Origin of the sequence: Nocardiopsis gilva YIM 90087 (assembly GCF_002263495.1) — a bacterium.
Taxonomy (GTDB): Bacteria; Actinomycetota; Actinomycetes; order Streptosporangiales; family Streptosporangiaceae; genus Nocardiopsis_C; species Nocardiopsis_C gilva.
In genome coordinates this window covers 4,889,866-4,908,459 of sequence record NZ_CP022753.1, presented here as the reverse complement: position 1 = coordinate 4,908,459, position 18,594 = coordinate 4,889,866, and the positions used below count along the sequence as shown (strand labels likewise).

The window sequence follows — 18,594 nt, the reverse complement described above, 5'->3', positions numbered from 1 at the left end:
GAGTTCCGGCATGCTTTCCCTTTCCGTCGCTTTCGGTCCTCCCCGCCTCCGGGAACCGGCGGTCGCGGGGCCGTGCGTCGGCAGGCCCTCCCGTGGGCTCACACGTGTGTGGCGCCCTCGTGATCGTAATGGCCCTCGGGTTCGAGCTGGAGGGTCGAGTGGTCCACGTCGAAGTGGCCGGACAGGCAGTTGTGCAGGTCGTCAAGGATCCGGCCGGAGTCGGCCAGTCGGTCCTCCTCGACCACGACGTGGGCCGACAGCACCGGGATGCCCGAGGTGATGGTCCAGGCGTGCAGGTCGTGGACGTCGAGGACGCCGGGCTGGCGCAGCAGGTGCTCGCGGACTTCGTTGAGGTCCATATCGCGCGGTGTGGCCTCCAAGAGGACGTGGACGGCCTCTCTCATCAGGTTCCACGCGCGGGGGACGATGACCAGCGCGATGAGCAGCGACACGATGGAGTCGGTGCGCTCCCACCCGGTGAGCCAGATGATGGCGCCGGCGGCGATGACCCCGATGGAGGCCATGGCGTCGCCCATGACCTCCAGGTAGGCGCCGCGGACGTTGAGGCTCTCCTTCTGGCCGGAGCGCAGCATGAACAGCGCGACCACGTTCATCACCAGGCTGAACGCGGCGACGGCTACGACGCCGAGACCGGCCACCGGGCGGGGGTTGGTCAGCCGGTCGATCGCCTCGATGACGATGAACGTGCACAGGCCCATCAGCACCAGGGCGTTGATGGCCGCGGCCAGGACCTCGGCCCGCTGGAAGCCGAACGTGCGCTTCAGGGACGGCGGTCGCGCGGCGATCCAGACCGCCACCAGCGCCAGCGCGACGCCGAAGGAGTCGGCGACGGTGTGTCCGGCGTCGGCCAGCAGCGCCAGGCTCCCGGTGGTCATCGCGCCGATGACCTGGATAACGGCGACGCTCAGCATCATCCCCAGCACGACGGTCAGCCGGCCGCGGTTGGCGGCTCCTGCGGTGACCTGCCCATGTCCGTGGCCGTGCCCGTGGCCCATGCGGAACTCCCTTACGCCAGGCGCGGTCGCGCCGCCCCACAATCCCGGCGACGCGCCCAAAGGTAACTATTCAGTCGAAACTGTTTATACAGTCTAGGCTGTCAATACAGCAAATGCTGTAAAATGGTTTTCATGTTGACCCCCGAGCAGCGACTCTCCGCGATTCAGCGCCTGGGCCGCGCCCTTGCCGATCCCACCCGCTGTCGGCTCCTGCTGGCCCTGCTGGATGGTCCCGGCTACCCGGCGCAGCTCGCCGAGCACCTGGGTCTTACCCGGCAGAATGTCTCCAACCACCTCGCCTGCCTGCGGGAATGCGGGTTGGTCTCGACCACAGCGCGTGGTCGGCAAGTGAGCTACCAACTCATCGACGCGGCTCTCGCGCACGCGCTCAACGACCTGCTGCGCGTGGTGTGGGGTGTCGCCGAGGAGCACGTGCCCCCGGGCGAGGACGTGCCCATCAAGGTCGGCTGAACCGGCCTCTCGCCCGACCGACCGCGACCCGCGCGCCTCCCGCATCGGCGTCGGCCGGAGTCGTGGATCCCCGCATCGTCCCCGCCCTCACACCATGCGTGGAAGCACCGCGGCGGGGCCATCTGATTTCTCCGCGCCTGTGGACGGGCGGTGCGGCCTCCGCGCCGGCCCCGCCGCCCTTCCCCCCGTGACAGCCGCCCGCGCGCTCCCCGCTCCCTGGCGCTGCGCACCCTCCTCGGGGATCCGTCAGGGGAATCCCCTGACCCGGCACTGACAAATCCCTGAGATGTGCCTGATGTCGTGCTTTACGGCATGTTCCTGGGACATACCGCCAAGTAGCGTGTGACTCGCGTGCCCGGCATGTCCCACGTGGGCCGATCACCGTCGACGGCCACCGGGACCCACGAAATCCATCGCTCGTCGCAGCGATGCCGAACGCCATGCGAGAACCCTTCCGAGGAGCGTCAGCACCCATGTCAACTCTGTTCCGGCGCCGTCCCGGCGAGCGCGCTTCGACCTGTCATCCGGTCGGCGCACGGCTGATGAGCGGGGGCTGCTCATGAACCGCCTAGCGAAGCTTTCTCTGCGCAACCGGGCACTCATCCTGCTCATCACGCTGTCGGCGATGGTGTTCGGAGCGATCGCCACGGTGTCCACCAAGCGCGAGCTGATGCCGTCCATGGAACTGCCCATGGTGGTGGTCAGCGCGCAGTACGAGGGCGCCTCGCCGCAGGTGGTGGAGAACGAGGTCGCCGCACCGCTGGAGCAGGCCGTCAAGGGCGTCAGCGGCATCACCAAGTACACCTCGACCTCCAGCAACGGCTCCGCCCAGGTCGTCGCCGAGTTCGACTACGGCGACGACAGCCAGGACGTCATCCGGTCCACCCAGCAGGCGGTCGACCAGGTCAAGTCGGCGCTGCCGGACGGCGTCGACCCGGCCGTCCGCTCGTTCAGCTTCGACGACTTCCCCGTCGTGATGCTGGCGGCGGGCGCGGGCGACGGCGACGCGCAGGCGCTCGCCGAGCCGCTGCAGGAACAGGTCGTCCCCGAACTGGAGTCGATCGACGGTGTGCGCGCCGCCACGGTCACGGGTGTGCGCGACTCCACGGTCACCGTCACCCCGGACGAGGACGAGCTGAAGGACGCGGGCCTGTCGGCCGGCGACCTCACCAACGCCCTCAAGACCAGCGGTCTGCTCACACCCGGCGGGAACATCACCGAGGGCGACCGCACGCTGACGGTCACCACCGGCGGCAAGCTGGAGTCGCTCAAGGACGTCAAGAACATCTGGCTGATGCCCGGCACCGGCGGGGCACCCGCCTCGGCGGCGGCCGCCGCACCCGCAGCGGCCGGAGGGGCCGCGGCGCAGGCCGAACCGGTCCAGCTCAAGGACGTCGCCGACGTCAAGCTCGTGGCCGACGAGGCCACCAGCATCACCCGCACCGACGGCAAGCCCAGCCTCGGCGTCATGATCACCAAGACGCCCGAGGGCAACACCGTCGAGATCTCCGACGCCGTCAAGAGCAAGCTCGACGACCTCAAGCCGCTGCTCGGCGACGACGCCGACATCAGCGTCGTGTGGGACCAGGCGCCCTACATCAACCAGTCGATCGTCGCGATGGCCGAGGAGGGCATGCTCGGCCTGGCGTTCGCGATCGTCATCATCCTGGCCTTCCTGCTGTCCGTGCGCTCCACCCTGGTGTCGGCGGTGTCCATCCCGGTCTCGCTGCTCGTGGCGATGATCGGCATGCAGGCGTTCGGCTTCTCGCTGAACATCCTCACCCTGGGCGCCCTGACGGTCTCCATCGGCCGCGTCGTGGACGACTCCATCGTGGTGCTGGAGAACATCAAGCGGCACATCGGATACGGCGAGGAGAAGCACACCGCGGTGTTCAACGGTGTGCGGGAGGTCGCGACCGCGATCACCTCCTCCACGCTGACGACGATCGCCGTGTTCCTGCCGATCGGCTTCGTCGGCGGTATGGTCGGCGAGCTGTTCCGGCCGTTCGCGCTGACCGTCAGCCTCGCCCTGGCGGCGTCGCTCCTGGTGTCGCTGACCATCGTCCCGGTGCTCGCCTACTGGTTCATGCGGCCGCGCACCGTTCCGCCCGAGGAGCTGGAGCGGATCAAGGCCGAGGAGCACCAGCGCGAGCTGCGCTCCCCGCTGCAGCGCGCCTACCTGCCGGTCATCCGGTGGTCGACCCGGCACCGCATCCTCACCCTGGCCGCCTCGCTGCTGATCCTGGTGGGCACGTTCGGGCTGGCCTTCAGCCCGCTGCTGAAGACCGACTTCCTCGGTGACGACGGCCAGAACACCTACAACGCCACCCAGGAGCTGCCCCAGGGCACCTCGCTCGGCGAGGCCGACAAGGAGGCCGAGAAGGTCGAGCACACGCTCAAGGGCCTGTCCTACGTCGAGTCCTACCAGGTGTCCGTCGGCGGTGGCGGTGGCGCCATGGGCCCGATGATGGGCGGCGGTGCCGGAACCACGCAGTACACCATCACCACCGACCCCGACGGCGACCAGGCCGAGTACAAGGAGAAGCTGCGCACCGCTCTGGAGGACATCGACACCGACTCCGACGTCGTGCTCGCCGACAGCAGCGGCGGGGGCAGCTCGGGACTGGAGGTCCAGGTCAAGGCCGAGGACCGGGAGACCCTGGAGAAGGCCGCGGGGATGGTCGAGGACGCCGTCCGCGACATTCCCGGCGCCGACGACGTCGAGAACAGCATCGCCGCCGCACAGCCCGCGCTGCAGGTCAAGGTCGACGGTGAGAAGGCCGCCGACAAGGGGCTGACCGAGGGCCAGATCGGACAGGCCGTCTCGGACGCCTTCCGGGGCTCCAAGGTCGGCACCGCGACCATCGACAATGTTCAGCGCGACATGGTGGTGCGCGTCGATGATGCGCCCGGCAGCGTCAGCGACCTGGAGAAGCTCGAGATCGCGACGCCCACCGGCGGCGAGATCGAACTCTCCGACGTCGCCAAGGTGGAAGAGGTCAAGCAGGCGCCGGAGCTGTCCCGCACCGACGGCGTGCGCAGCGCGACGATCTCCGCCTCGCCGACCGCCGACGACCTCGGCAAGGTCAACCAGGAGCTGAACAAGGCCGTCGACGACCTCGACCTGCCCGACGGCGCCACCGCCACCATCGGCGGCGTCAGCTCCGACCAGGCCGAGGCGTTCGCTCAGCTGGGCATCGCCATGCTGGCCGCCATCGTGATCGTCTTCCTGATCATGGTCGCGACCTTCAAGAGCCTGATCCAGCCGGTCATCCTGCTGGTGTCGATCCCGTTCGCGGCGACCGGCTCCCTGGGGCTGCTCGTGCTGACCGGGACCGCGCTGGGGCTGCCCGCGCTGATCGGCCTGCTGATGCTGATCGGTGTCGTGGTCACCAACGCGATCGTGCTGATCGACCTGATCAACCAGTACCGAGACGAGGGCATGGAGCTGCGCGAGGCGGTCGTCGAGGGCTCGCGGCACCGGCTGCGTCCGATCCTGATGACGGCGCTGGCCACCATCGGCGCCCTCACCCCGATGGCGCTCGGCATCACCGGCGGCGGGGCGTTCGTCTCGCAGCCGCTGGCGATCGTGGTCATCGGCGGTCTGGTCACCTCCACGCTGCTCACGCTGATCCTCGTCCCGGTGCTCTACGCCATGGCCGAGGGCCGCAAGGAGCGGCGCGCCCAGCGCAAGCAGGCCAAGCGGGAGGCGGACCTCGCCGCCCAGCGCGCCGCGACCGCTGAGCGGGACAAGGAGGAGGACGCCGAGGCTCGGGCCGATGTGAGCGGCCAGGCCTGACGCGCCCACCGCTGAGGCGTCGCCCACGGGCGCGCCTCGACGCGACGGAGGTCGGGGAAGCGGATGAATACCGCGCCCCGACCTCCGTTTTTTCCCTTTTCGCGGTCCCGCGAAGACTACCCGTTGCGCGACACGCAACGCGGTAGCGCAGATTTGTGATCGGGCCCGCATAGGCGGCAAGCTGCCCTTATGCAGAGGGAGAACCCGGAACCGGAACTCGACGAGCTCGTACGCGAGGAACTCGGCGAGGAGCCGTCACAAGAGGCCAAGGACTACGCGCGTCAGCTGTACGAGAAGTACCGGCTGCCCCAACCCGCGGAACCGCCCGAGGAGGAGGACACATAGTGCTCGGGCGCTCGCCCGGATTCACATCGACGGTGTCGCACCGAAGACATCACCACCAGCGGGGCCGCTCCGCATAGGGAGGCCCCGCTCCGTTTGTGCGCCCCACCGCCCCGTCGTCGGCCACATGCCGTCCCCACACCAGCCACAGCATCCTCAGTTTGCGCCGCTGACTTCGGGAGAGTGGGCCTGACCCACGAAACCAGCCACGCGTGTCAGGCCCGCTCGCCCGCGACCAACAGCGGCCCCGGGAGCTACGGTCAAACGATCGGCTTGTCGCCGTCCCACACCAGCTCGAACCAGACCATGCGCCCCAGCCCGTCGCGGCGGGGCTCGGTGCCCCACTTGGCCGCCAGCGCCTCGACCAGGTCCAAGCCGCGCCCGTGCTCACTGGTGTCGTAGGGATCGGAGTGCTGCGCACGGGGCTGCTCCGCGCTGCCCAGGTCGCGCACCTCCACCCGCGCCCAGCCTGGCGCCTGGTGGACGGTGATCTCGAACTTGCCTCCGGCCGCGCCGGACGCGCTGTGGGTGAGGGCGTTGGTGGCGAGCTCACTGGTGAGCAGGGTCGCGGTGGTCAGCTCCGGGCACGTGTCCAGGAGCCGTTCGACGAAGCGGCGGGCGTGTTTGATCTGGTTGGCCAGTCCCGGGAACCGGCGCCGGGTGAGGAAGGCCGCGTCGGGCGACGCCTCCGGGTCGGGCGGGGGCGTGCGGCGGGTGGGAGGGGCCGTGCCCTCGTACGGAATGGGGCGCTCTTCCATGGATTTCGCCGGACGTAGAGACGGATGGGTGGAATGCCGCCCGGGGGAGGGGCGGCAGTCGGGCACGTCGGTCCTGACGTCGGCCCGCCGAGGGAGCCGTCACGTATCCACCCGCGGCGATGCGCTGCGATATCAGTCCGGGGACGTACCACGAAGACGTGTTGTCGGTGCGGTCCCCCTCCACGTGTCCGGGCCGGTTTGTCCGGTCCCGGCATGCGGGGACCGGGGGGAGGGTCGCGGTCGGAAAGCGGTGTGCGTGGATTGGCGTGGCGGATGGTTCCCGCGAGCGGAGACATCCGGTCCACGGACAGAATACGCGGGTTGACTTCTGGTGATCCAGGTGGGGGTGGTATGTCCGGCAAGAGACTTTCGGCCGTCGTCGCAGAATGGATATGGTCGATGGCCGAACGCTGATATTCGACCGCCTCGGCGTGGCCGAATTCGGCCGACCGATCGGATGCGTGATGATCGGCACGAGGGACGGCCCCCAGGGCGCGGCTCCTCGGCCGACGGCCTGCAGCGGGAGGTGGATGCGTGCGCAGGGAATTGGCAGCGCATTCACCCCGGATTTACTGTCCCGAGTGGCTTGTCCGCCAATGTCATGAGCGGGTTGTGCGGGGATCCTCCCCCGTTGACCCGAATGTCCGGACGGCCCCCGCCCGTCCCAACCACCGGTCCGACCGACGTCTCCGCCCCCCGCGCCGGTCGGATGGCCATCCCCGTACGTGTGTCTAGGAGGACCCGTGCCAGAATCCGCGCCTCGTCGTCCCCTGCTGCCGCTCATCGGCCAGGTCGGCGGCGGGAGATCTCGGGCGACCTGTCGATTCCGCTGTGGTGACGCGTGCTTCCACGACGCCCCCAACACCAGCGGTAACGCGTATTTCGGCGACATCTTCACCGCGGCGCTCTCGCGTCGAAACGCGCTGCGGGCGGGCGCGGTCGGTGCCGGTGTCTCGGCCCTGGGGCTGGGGGGCCTCGGCCCCGCGTACGCCGACCCGAAGCGCGGACGGGGGACCAGGAACCCGCGGCTCCGGTTCAAGAGCGTCGCACCCAACACCGATGACAAGGTCACCGTTCCCCACGGCTACGACCACAACGTCGTCGCCCGGTGGGGCGACCCGGTCCTGCCCGACGCACCCGAGTTCGACTTCGAGAACCAGAGCGCGGCGGCCCAGGAGAAGCAGTTCGGCTACAACTGCGACTACGTCGGGTTCCGCCAGCTCGACGCCGACCGCGGCCTGCTCTGGGTGAACCACGAGTACACCAACGAGACGCTGATGTTCGCCGGCTACACCGACGGCAACGACGCCGACCCGGAGCAGATCCTGATCTCCATGGCCGCCCACGGCGGTTCCATCGTCGAGATCGAGCGGATCACGGGCACCGGCGCCTGGCGGCTCGCCACCGGCGAGCGCCGCTTCAACCGCCGCATCACCGCGAAGACCCGCATGGAGCTCACCGGGCCGGCCGCCGGGGCCGAGCTGCTGCGCACCGAGGGCGACCCCACGGGCACCGAGGTCTTCGGGATGCTCAACAACTGCTCCGGCGGGATGACCCCCTGGGGCACCATCCTCACCTGCGAGGAGAACTTCAACCAGTACTTCGTGGGTGGCGAGGACGCCCCGGCCGAGGCCAAGCCCGCGCTCAAGCGCTACGGCATCAAGGTCGAGGGCGACACCCGCGACGGCAACCGCCGCTTCGACCGCGCCGAGGAGCGCTTCGACCTGTCGCGGCACCCCAACGAGGCCAACCGGTTCGGCTACGTCGTCGAGATCGACCCAACCGACCCCGCCTCCACGCCGCGCAAGCGCACCATGCTCGGCCGCGTCAAGCACGAGGGCGCCAACCCCCGGCTCACCCGCGACGGCAGGGTCGCCGTGTACATGGGCGACGACGAGCGCTTCGACTACATGTACAAGTTCGTCTCCGACAAGAAGTACCGGAGCGGCTCCCGGCGGCACAACGGCACGCTGCTGGACTCCGGCACGCTGTATGTCGCCAAGCTGACCGGCGACAGCCCCGCGGAGGAGATCGACGGCTCGGGCACGCTCCCCTCCGACGGCGAGTTCGACGGCTCCGGCCAGTGGATCCCGCTGTGCAACGCCACCGAGAGCTTCGTCGAGGGCTTCACCGTCGCCGAGGTCCTGGTGCACACGCGGCTGGCCGCCGACGCGGCGGGTGCCACCAAGATGGACCGACCGGAGGACTTCGAACCCAACCCGGTCACCGGCAAGGTCTACTGCGCGCTGACCAACAACACCTCCCGCGAGCCGGGGCAGGCCGACGAGCCCAACCCGCGCGGCCCCAACAAGTTCGGGCACGTCCTGGAGATCACCGAGCAGGGCAACGACGCGGGCGCGGAGAAGTTCGCGTGGAGCGTGCCGCTCGTCTGCGGTGACCCCGACGACGAGAGCACCTACTTCGCCGGGTTCGACAAGTCCAAGGTGGCGCCGATCTCCGCGCCGGACAACCTCACCTTCGACGACCAGGGCAACCTGTGGATCGCCACGGACGGCCAGGGCTCGAAGCTCGGCATCAACGACGGTCTGCACGCGGTCCCGATGGAGGGACGGTTCCGCGGCGAGCTCAAGACCTTCGCCACCGTTCCGGTCGGGGCCGAGTGCTGCGGCCCGTTCGTCACCGAGGACAACCTGACGGTGTTCCTGGCGCCGCAGCACCCTGGTGAGGACGGCACCGTGGAGTCTCCGCAGAGCACCTGGCCCGACCGGCAGGGCTTCCCGCGTCCCTCGGTCATCTCGATCTGGCACACGCGGGGCAAGAAGGTCGGCCGCTAAGAGCACGACACCGGACGCTGGGGCGGCGGCCGGATCGTGTCGAGCCGGTCGGCATCGGGGCGGGGCGCTGGGGCGCCCCGCCCCTTTTCGTTGATCTCGGAGATAGTGGGGTCTCAGCGCCGATTTTTGCCCCAATATCTCCGAGATCAACGGGGGATGAGGGGGTGGGTGCGCTGTACAGGCGCAGGAGGCCTGGTGGGAAGATGGGGCCCATGGTGCGAGAAGCAGACGTTCCCCGAATCGACGTTCCGAGCGCTGGCGTCTACCAAGCGGAAGCCGATCGCTACGACGGCCGGATGCCCTACCGCCGCAGCGGACGCAGCGGTCTCGACCTGCCCGAGATCTCCCTGGGCCTGTGGCAGAACTTCGGCGACAACAAGCCGCTGGCCACGCAGCGGGCGGTGCTGCGCCGTGCGTTCGACCTCGGGGTCACCCACTTCGACCTGGCCAACAACTACGGCCCGCCGCCTGGCTCGGCCGAGCTCAACTTCGGCCGGATCCTCCGCGAGGACTTCCGCGCCTACCGCGACGAGCTGGTCATCTCCACCAAGGCCGGGTACCAGATGTGGCCCGGCCCCTACGGCAGCGGCGGAGGCTCTCGCAAGTACCTGCTCGCCAGCCTGGACCAGTCCCTGGGGCGGATGGGCCTCGACCACGTCGACATCTTCTACAGCCACTGCGCGGATGCCACGACCCCGCTCGAAGAGACGATGTCGGCCCTGGACACCGCCGTGAAGTCGGGCAAGGCGCTGTACGCGGGCATCTCCTCCTACTCCGCCGAGCGGACTGCCGAGGCCGCCGCGATCCTGCGCGACATGGGCACCCCGCTGCTGATCCACCAGCCGTCCTACTCGATGGTCAACCGGTGGATCGACGACCAGAACCTCCTCGACGTCCTGGAAAGCGAGGGTGTCGGCTGCATCGTCTTCTCCCCACTGGCCCAGGGCCTGCTGACCGACCGCTACCTGCACGGCATCCCCGAGGACTCCCGTCTGCGCACCGGCAAGGCCTTCAAACCGGACTGGCTCAACGAGGAGACCCTGAACCGGATCCGTGCCCTCAACGACATCGCCCAGCGCCGCGGCCAGTCCCTGGCCCAACTCGCCATCACCTGGGCCCTGCGCGACAACCGGGTGACCTCGGCCCTCATCGGCGCCAGCAGCGTCGAACAACTGGAAGCCAACGTCGCAGCGGTCCGCGGCCCGCGCCTCACGGAGGACGAGCTGGCCGAGATCGACAAGTACGCGGTCGACCTCGGCGTCAACATCTGGCAGCGGTCGAGCGACAGCTGAACGGTTGCGCGGACGTTGTCCAGGGATGACGACCGAAACATTCGAAACCCCGTCGGCGAGCCGCCTTTCTGCCCTAGCGTGATCTTCCGTTAGGAAGGGAAGGCCATGCCTGTGGAAGCGCGAGAGTTGCCGACGCTTGGCGAGAAGGACGACATACGCCGGCTGGCGTGGCGGCTCAACGTCCCCGAGGGTCTCCGAGTGGAGGTCCTCGGAGGAGCCGTCATGGTGTCGCCGCTGCCGGTGCCCAAGCACTACGTGATCGGGAACCGAATCCACACCCAGCTGCATTGGCAACTGAGTGGTCAACGCATGCCCACCATGAACGGACCCGGGATCGCGCCCGACATCGACCGGGGCGACTACGCGGTCCCCGACCTGACCGTGGCGCCCACCGCGCGGTTCTATGAGGACGCGGCACTGGTTCCCGCGTCCGACATCGATCTCGTGGGGGAGATCGTCTCCAGGGAGAACGCACGGAGGGACACCCTGGTGCTTCCCGATATCTACGCGGATTGGGAAATCCCCGTCTACCTCCTGGTCGATCCCCGGACCGGCGAGATTACGCTCTTCACCGAGCCCAAGAACGGTGCGTACATCCACCGGGAGTGCTTCCGGTTCGGCGAGGAGGTAAGCCTGCCGACGTCGCTGGACTCGATTCGGCTGAGCACCGCAGACTTCCCCCGATACAGGAAGAGCTGAGGGCCGAGTGTCGCCTTCGCCCACGTCTGTGCCTCTGCCCGAAGGGTTCGGGGTGCGCCTCGACCGGCGGGTGCGGGTCATCGATTCGGGGCGGGTGGTGATCGGTGGTTCGCCTACGCGGGTGATGCGGCTGTCGGCCACTGGGGCGCGGGCGGTCTGGAGGTGGCGGGGTGGCCAATCGCCGCGTGGGAAGGGCGAGCGGGCTCTCGCACGGCGGCTGGTGGCTACGGGAGTGGCCCACCCCTGCGTCGATGCCCTGACGCGGCCGCCGGGCCGTGTCACCGTGGTCATCCCAGTCCGCGACCGAGCGCGGCAGCTGGCGCGGTTGCTGGCCAGGCTGCGGGAGACGGCCCCCAGTACGCCGGTGCTCGTGGTGGACGACGCCTCGGCCGCGCCTGAGGTGACCGGGAACATCAGCCAACGTTTCGGCGCCGAGATCGTCTACCGGACCGAGCGGGGAGGTGCCGCGGCGGCACGCAACACCGGGCTGGAGCGCTGCGACACGGAGTTCGTCGCCTTCCTCGATTCCGACTGCGTGCCCGAGCCGGGCTGGCTGGATCGGACGCTCGCGCACCTCACCGACCCGGTGGTCGCGGCGGCCGCCCCCAGGATTCTCGCGCTGGACAGCGGTGATGACGGGGCGCTCGCCCACTTCGAGGCGGTCCGTTCGCCCCTGGACATGGGGGCGGACCCGGCCGGTGTCGTCCCCGGTGGCCCGGTCGCCTATGTCCCCTCTGCCGCGCTCGTCGTCCGCCGAGAGGCCTGCCCCGGTGGGTTCGACGCCGACATGCCGGTGGGGGAGGACGTCGACCTGATCTGGCGGCTCACCGACGCGGGATGGGCGGTGCGCTACGAGCCCACCGCGACCGTCCGGCACGACCACCGGCTGCGACTCGGGGCACTGCTCGCCCGCCGCTTCGACTACGGCACCTCGGCCGGTCCGCTGGCCGTTCGGCACGGCGAGCGGGTGGCGCCCGCCGTTCTCTCCCCGTGGAGCGCCACCATTCTCGGCCTGGCGCTGTTCGGCAAGCCCACGGAGGCGGCCGCCCTGACGGTCGCGGCGATCGGCCTGCTGGCCCGCAGGATGTCCGGAATCCGGTCTCCCGTGCCGGAAGCGGCGCGGATGGTCGGCCTCGGCACGCTCGGATCGGCGCGGGGAGTGCTTACCGCGATGGGGCGCGTCTGGACACCAGCGGTTCTGGCGGCGGGTGCGCTGGTCGCCGTCCGTTCGCCGCGTGTGGCCGCGCTGGCCGGCGGTGCGCTGGCCCTTCCCCATCTCCTGGAATGGCGACGGAGCCGCCCTCGCCTGGACCCCGCACGCTGGACGGCGCTGTGCGTCGCCGCCGACGCCGCCTATGGCGCCGGAGTGTGGCGCGGCGCCATCCGTGAGCGCACCGTCGTTCCGCTCCTCCCGCGCCTGAGTACGGCGCGTTCCCACCTACGGCTGGACGCGGCAGCCACAACACAACGGTCCACACCCGCGACAAAGGGCTGTTGACACCCCCGAACCCCGGTGGTGCACTGAAATCCGGCCTGCTGAACCGGTACCTGCCTGGCGCGACGCTGCTCATCTCGTCCTTCCTTCCGGATGGAAAGGCCCCCCACGATGATGAAGACTCACGCCGCCGCGTTGACCGAGCAGCCGGGACGCTGGCAGGTCATCGAGGTCGATCTCGCGCCTCCCCAGGTGGGGGAGGTCCTGGTCCGGTTCAAGGCCGCCGGGCTGTGCCATTCCGACGAACACACCGCCACCGGCGACATGCCGATCGGCCGGACCCCCTTCATCGGCGGGCACGAGGGTGCCGGGGTCATCGAGGAGGTCGGCCCGGGGGTCACCCGGTTCGCGGTGGGCGACAGGGTGGCCACGAAGTTCGTGCCGAGCTGCGGGTTCTGCGCCGCCTGCTACGCGGGCAATATGAACCTGTGTGACCTGGGCATGTACGCACTGGCCGGGTGCATGCCCAACGGCACCTACCGCGCCTCCTACAAGGGCGAGGACGTCGCCCAGATGACCATGGTCGGCACGTTCGCCCAGCGCGCCGTCGCCTCCGAGTACTCCCTGGTCAAGATCCCCGACGATGTCTCCTACGAGGTCGCCGCCCTGGTGAGCTGCGGGGTGGCCACCGGCTGGGGGTCGGCGGAGAACGGCGCCCGGGTCAGCCATGGCGACACCGTCATCGTGATGGGGGTCGGCGGTGTCGGAATCAACGCGGTGCAGGGCGCGGCCGCGCGCGGTGCGGCGCACGTGATCGCGGTCGATCCGGTGGAGTTCAAGCGGGAGCAGGCGCTGCTCTTCGGCGCAACGGACGCGTTCGCCGATATCGACGAGGCGGCCGACTTCGCGCGGCTGGTCACCAACGGCCAGGGTGCCGACTCCGCGATCGTCTGCGTGGGTGTCACCACGGGCGACCACGTGGCGCAGGCCTTCTCTGCGATCGCCAAGCGGTCCACGGTCGTGGTCACTGGCATCGGTGACGCCAGCGCGGTCGGGCTTCCGGTGAACCTCTGGGAGCTGTCGATGATGGAGAAGCGGATCCAGGGCGTTCTGTTCGGCATGGGCAACCCCGGGGCCGAGGTGCCGCGCCTGCTGGAGATGTACAAGTCGGGGCGGCTCAGGCTCGATGAACTGATCACGCGCCGTTACACCCTGAGCGAGATCAACACGGGATATCAGGACATGTACGACGGCAGGAACATCCGCGGAGTCATCGTGCACGACGAATAAATGCGATCTTTTCCGTGTGTTGCGCGTTTGTCGGAAAGCGGCAGGTCGGGTGCCGCTCCACAATGGAAATCATGGTCGCCTGTGCGGTTGCGACCAGGACGGTAAACTCTCGGCAATGACCCATCTACCGGTTGTTAATGGCCCTTGTGGGGCGCGTTTGAAGTGGTGGAACTCTGTCCTCGTTGCGCTTTCTTGATGTGTCGGTGACCGTCCGGTGTCTAGAAGTGTCCCAAACTCGGGGGAATTCGGATCACTGACCGTGAGTCCGATTTGTGTACGTTTCGGTTGCCGTCGGGAGTTGATCCTTGCCGGTGGCGCGGGACGCAGGCCTCGTGTGCGCATGGGGCTCTCGTGCCCCTAGTCGCCGAGGTTCGCCGGACGGACACCGAAAGCGTTCGGTAGGCGAACCGCGCAGGGCGATTAGTGGGGGAGGCCCCAATTGGGGATGTTCCTGGTCAGGCGATTGGTCAACTATGTGGTGTTGATCTTTCTCGCGTCCTCCTTCGCCTACCTCCTCGCGGCCACCACGCTCGACCCCCGGAGCAACTTCGAGCAGCTGCAGCCCAAGCCCAGCCAGCAGGCCATCGAACGCGAGCTCAGCGACCTGAACCTGAACGACAAAACCCCCCTCGCGCAGCGCTACGCCACCTGGGTCGGCGGTCTTGCCCATGGCGACTTCGGCAGGACCATCAAGGGCGACAGCGTCAACGAGGCCGTCTCCCGCAAGGCCGGGGTCACGCTCCGGCTGATCGTGGCCGGCACCGTCATCGGCTGCACGGTCGGCGTCGGGATGGGTGCCTACGCGGCGGTCCGGCAGTACCGGGGATTCGACAAGGCCGCCACCGTTCTCGCCTTCTTCGTACTGGCGATTCCCACCGTCGTCATCGCGGTTACGCTGCAGGTACTCGCCGTCCATATCAACGAGGCACTGGGATTCACGCTGTTCCAGTACGGAGGCGAATACACCTCTGGTCTGGAGGGGGGATTCTGGACCACGTTCGGCGACCGCGTCCAGCACGCCGTTCTTCCCACCCTCACCCTGGCGCTCACCCTGTTCGCCGCGTTCAGCCGCTACCAGCGCAATATGATGCTCGACGTACTCAGCGCCGACTTCGTGCGCACCGCGATGGCCAAGGGGCTCACCCGCAGGGCCGCGCTGCTCAAGCACGCGCTCCGCACCGCGATGATTCCGACGATCACGTATTTCACCTTCACGTTCGGCATTCTCCTCGCGGGTGCGACATTCACCGAGAAGATTTACGGCTGGCACGGAATGGGGGCCTGGGTGGTGGACTCCATCGCCACCAATGACGTGCACTCGGTCGCCGCGGTCACCTGCTTCATGGCCCTGTGCGTCATGGCGGCCTCCTTCCTCTCCGACATCCTCTACGCGTGGCTGGACCCGCGGGTCCGGGTGAGCTGAGCATGGACCTCGCCACTGATCTCGCCCCGCACGGCATGTTCACCCGCCTCGGTGCTCCGCCGCCCCCGAGCCCGCGCGCACATCGCACCCATCCTCGTTCCCGACCCCACCGGAAAGCGTTGGAGAAGACCTCATGAGCATGTCCGCCGAGCGCGTCGAAGACCCCGTCGGAGGCGAGGACACGCGCACACGGGTCTCCGGCCGCTGGTCGGCCGTGCTGAACGAGGCGCTGCGGGCCCGCCGCGTCCTGGTCGGCATCGCCATCATCGTCGGCCTGGTGCTCCTGGCCTGGGTGGGCCCTCTGATCAGCCCGTGGGAGTTCGCCGAGCGCGACTTCAGCGCCTTCCGTAGCCCGCCCTCCCTCGACCACTGGTTCGGCACCGGCAGCACGGGGCGTGACATCTTCACCCTCACCATGGTGGGGCTGCAGAAGTCCATCATCATCGGCATGCTCGCGGCGGTCATCACGACCGCTCTGGCGGCCGTCGTCGGCGCGTTCGCCGGGTACTTCCTCGGCGTCACCGACAAGGTCCTGATGTGGATCACCGACCTGTTCCTGGTGCTGCCCAGCTTCCTGATCCTGGCGATCCTCTACCCGGCGCTGCGCGGCAGCGGCTGGCTGGTGTTCGTGATCCTGCTGGCCGGGCTCATGTGGATGGTCACCGCCAAGATGGTGCGCGGCATGACGATCTCGCTGAAGGAACGCGAGTACGTGCTGGCCGCGCGCTACATGGGCGTGCCCCACTACAAGATCATCTTCCGGCACATCCTCCCGAACATGTCCTCGCTGCTGATCGTCGACGCCACCATCAACGTCAGCTCGGCGATCATCCTGGAGACCGCGCTCTCCTACTTCGGATTCGGTGTCCAGCCGCCCGACGTCTCCCTGGGCTCCCTGATCGCCGACGGGTCCAAGGAGGCACTCGCCTTCCCCTGGACGTTCTGGTTCTGCACCGGTCTGCTGGTCCTCCTCGTGCTGGCGGTCAACCTCATCGGCGACGGCCTCCGCGACGCACTCGACCCACAGACCAAGCGCAGGTCGTGAGCGGCACCACCGAGCTATAGCGGGAGTCAACTCCAGATGACCGGTACCACGTTCGAGACCGAGACGGACAGCAGCGTGAACGAGCGGCGCGACGACACCACCCCCGTCCTCGAAATCGAGGACCTCAGGGTGACCTTCCCCGGCAGCGGCAAGAACCCCGACGTCACAGCGGTGCGCGGGGTGAGCTATCGGGTGCACCGGGGCGAGATCCTGGGCATCGTCGGCGAGTCCGGCTCCGGCAAGTCGGTGTCCTCCATGGCGGCCATGGGGCTGCTGCCCGACTACGCCGAGGTGCACGGATCGATCCGGCTGCACGGCGAGGAACTGCTCGGCCTGGACGACCGCGCCATGTCGGCCAAGCGCGGCAAGAGCATCTCCATGGTCTTCCAGGACCCGCTGTCCGGCCTGACCCCCGTCTACACCGTCGGCGACCAGGTGGCCGAGGCGGTGCGCGTGCACAACCCCAGCCTGTCCAAGGCTGAGGCCGCCGCCCGCGCCGTCGACCTGCTCACGCTCGTCGGCATCCCCAACGCCGACCAGCGCTACCGGGCGTTCCCGCACGAGTTCTCCGGCGGCATGCGCCAGCGCGTGATGATCGCCATCGCCATCGCCAACGACCCTGACCTCATCATCTGCGACGAGCCCACCACCGCGCTCGACGTCACCATCCAGGCGCAGATCCTGGAGGTGCTCAAGACCGCCCAGCGCGAGACCGGCGCGGCCATCGTGATGATCACCCACGACCTCGGCGTCGTCGCGGGGTTCGTCGACCGCGTGCAGGTCATGTACGCCGGGCGACTGGTGGAGACCGGCGACGTGGACGACGTCTACTACCGCACCCGGATGCCCTACACCATGGGCCTGCTCGGATCGGTGCCGCGGCTCGACGAGGAGGAGAAGACCCCGCTGATCCCCATCAAGGGCAACCCGCCGTCGCTCTCCGACATGCCCCCGGGCTGCCCCTTCGCGCCGCGCTGCCCCATCGCTCTCGACGCGTGCACCGAGGCCGAGCCTCCCCTGGCCACCATCGGCGCCGAGCGGCACGCCGCGGCCTGCATCCGCGCCGAGGAGATCGAGGCCAACGGGTGGGAGGCGCGCGACGTCTACCCCGTGCCTGAGATTCCGCCGAGCCCGCAGGCCTCCGTCCGCCGCGAGGACCGCGAGGTCGTGCTGGAGGTCGACGACCTGATCAAGCACCACCCCCTGATGAAGGGCGCGGTGTTCAAGCGGCGCGTCGGCACCGTCTACGCCGTCGACGGGCTCGACTTCGACATCCGCGAGGGCGAGACGCTGGGCCTGGTCGGGGAGTCCGGATGCGGCAAGTCGAGCACGCTGATGGAGATCCTCAGCCTGGACAAGCCGCAGCGCGGCAAGGTCGTCGTGCTGGGCAAGGAGTCCGGGCGCGCCAGCGCCAAGGAGCGGTTCGCCATCCGCCGCGACGTGCAGGTGGTCTTCCAGGACCCGATGAGCTCGCTGGACCCGCGCATGCACGTCTTCGAGATCATCGCCGAGCCGCTGCGCACCCACGGCTACCCCAAGGACCGGCTCCGGGGCCGGGTGCACGAGCTGCTCGACCTGGTCGGTCTGGACGCCGCGCACGCCTCCCGCTATCCGCAGGAGTTCTCCGGCGGGCAGCGTCAGCGCATCGGCATCGCCCGCGCCCTGGCGCTGGAACCGCGGCTGCTGGTGCTGGACGAGCCGGTGTCCGCGCTGGACGTCTCCATCCAGGCCGGTGTCATCAACCTGCTCGACGAGCTCAAGGCCCGCCTTGGCCTGGCCTACCTCTTCGTCGCGCACGACCTCTCGGTGGTCCGCCACATCGCAGACCGGGTGGCGGTCATGTATCTCGGCAAGATCGTCGAGATCGGCGATGTCGACTCCATCTACCGTTCGCCCACGCACCCCTACACCCAGGCACTGCTGTCGGCGATCCCGGTGCCGAACCCGGAGAAGGAACGGGCACGAACGCACATCGTGCTCCAGGGAGATCTGCCCAACCCCGCCGCCCCGCCGTCGGGATGCAGGTTCCGCACTCGCTGCCAGAAGTTCGCCGTCCTCGGCGAGAGCGAGCGCGAACTCTGCGTGTCACAGGAACCAGCGCTCACGTCTCCCACCGGTGGCTCCGCCGTACGGCTGTCGGCCTGCCACTACGCGGAGGAACGCGAGCTGCTGTGACCACCTACGGGTGGGCGCTTCGCGCCCGCCCCGATGCCCCCACAGAGAATCAGT

At 68.9% G+C, this 18,594-nt stretch carries 13 protein-coding genes; 11 read left to right on the top strand and 2 right to left on the bottom strand.

What is annotated here, in order from left to right; genetic code table 11:
- Positions 1-98: 98 nt before the first annotated feature.
- Positions 99-1,016: a cation diffusion facilitator family transporter gene (locus tag CDO52_RS21900; RefSeq protein ID WP_017620444.1), complete on the bottom strand. Its 918-nt coding sequence runs from the start codon at positions 1,014-1,016 to the stop codon at positions 99-101.
- A 123-nt stretch (positions 1,017-1,139) separates the two neighbouring features.
- Here CDO52_RS21900 and cmtR point away from each other — a divergent pair, with 123 nt between their 5' ends.
- From cmtR to CDO52_RS28285, 3 genes are all read left to right on the top strand, one after another.
- Positions 1,140-1,487 (top strand): Cd(II)/Pb(II)-sensing metalloregulatory transcriptional regulator CmtR, encoded by a 348-nt coding sequence (gene cmtR / locus CDO52_RS21895; RefSeq protein ID WP_026126123.1) that lies wholly within the window; start codon positions 1,140-1,142, stop codon positions 1,485-1,487.
- 559 nt (positions 1,488-2,046) lie between these two features.
- Positions 2,047-5,286, top strand: a complete 3,240-nt coding sequence (locus CDO52_RS21890) for an efflux RND transporter permease subunit (RefSeq protein WP_094932653.1) — start codon at positions 2,047-2,049, stop codon at positions 5,284-5,286.
- 189 nt (positions 5,287-5,475) lie between these two features.
- Complete coding sequence (locus tag CDO52_RS28285; protein WP_017620447.1) at positions 5,476-5,631, top strand: hypothetical protein; 156 nt, start codon at positions 5,476-5,478, stop codon at positions 5,629-5,631.
- A 257-nt stretch (positions 5,632-5,888) separates the two neighbouring features.
- Here CDO52_RS28285 and CDO52_RS21885 read toward each other — a convergent pair whose 3' ends face one another.
- Entirely contained in the window at positions 5,889-6,386 is a 498-nt protein-coding gene (locus CDO52_RS21885; RefSeq protein ID WP_017620448.1) for an ATP-binding protein, read from the bottom strand.
- A 743-nt stretch (positions 6,387-7,129) separates the two neighbouring features.
- Here CDO52_RS21885 and CDO52_RS21880 point away from each other — a divergent pair.
- The 8 genes from CDO52_RS21880 (at position 7,130) to CDO52_RS21845 (ending at position 18,540) form a co-directional block, all read left to right on the top strand.
- The gene (locus tag CDO52_RS21880; protein WP_017620449.1) at positions 7,130-9,181 is read left to right on the top strand and encodes a PhoX family protein; all 2,052 of its coding nucleotides are present in this window, start codon (positions 7,130-7,132) and stop codon (positions 9,179-9,181) included.
- Positions 9,182-9,393: 212 nt separating this feature from the next.
- Positions 9,394-10,473 carry an L-glyceraldehyde 3-phosphate reductase gene (mgrA, locus tag CDO52_RS21875; protein WP_017620450.1) on the top strand — a complete coding sequence of 360 codons (1,080 nt, stop codon included), beginning with the start codon at positions 9,394-9,396 and terminating at the stop codon, positions 10,471-10,473.
- A 105-nt stretch (positions 10,474-10,578) separates the two neighbouring features.
- Positions 10,579-11,172 (top strand): Uma2 family endonuclease, encoded by a 594-nt coding sequence (locus CDO52_RS21870; RefSeq protein ID WP_017620451.1) that lies wholly within the window; start codon positions 10,579-10,581, stop codon positions 11,170-11,172.
- 7 nt (positions 11,173-11,179) lie between these two features.
- Positions 11,180-12,670 carry a mycofactocin biosynthesis glycosyltransferase MftF gene (gene mftF, locus CDO52_RS21865; RefSeq protein ID WP_094932652.1) on the top strand — a complete coding sequence of 497 codons (1,491 nt, stop codon included), beginning with the start codon at positions 11,180-11,182 and terminating at the stop codon, positions 12,668-12,670.
- 108 nt (positions 12,671-12,778) lie between these two features.
- Positions 12,779-13,897 (top strand): NDMA-dependent alcohol dehydrogenase, encoded by a 1,119-nt coding sequence (locus CDO52_RS21860; protein ID WP_094932651.1) that lies wholly within the window; start codon positions 12,779-12,781, stop codon positions 13,895-13,897.
- Between the two features lie 439 nt (positions 13,898-14,336).
- Complete coding sequence (locus tag CDO52_RS21855; RefSeq protein ID WP_026126126.1) at positions 14,337-15,320, top strand: ABC transporter permease; 984 nt, start codon at positions 14,337-14,339, stop codon at positions 15,318-15,320.
- Between the two features lie 133 nt (positions 15,321-15,453).
- On the top strand, positions 15,454-16,365 hold the full coding sequence (locus CDO52_RS21850; RefSeq protein WP_017620456.1) for an ABC transporter permease: 912 nt from the start codon (positions 15,454-15,456) through the stop codon (positions 16,363-16,365).
- A 36-nt stretch (positions 16,366-16,401) separates the two neighbouring features.
- Positions 16,402-18,540 (top strand): dipeptide ABC transporter ATP-binding protein, encoded by a 2,139-nt coding sequence (locus CDO52_RS21845; protein ID WP_017620457.1) that lies wholly within the window; start codon positions 16,402-16,404, stop codon positions 18,538-18,540.
- The last annotated feature ends 54 nt before the right edge of the window (positions 18,541-18,594 follow it).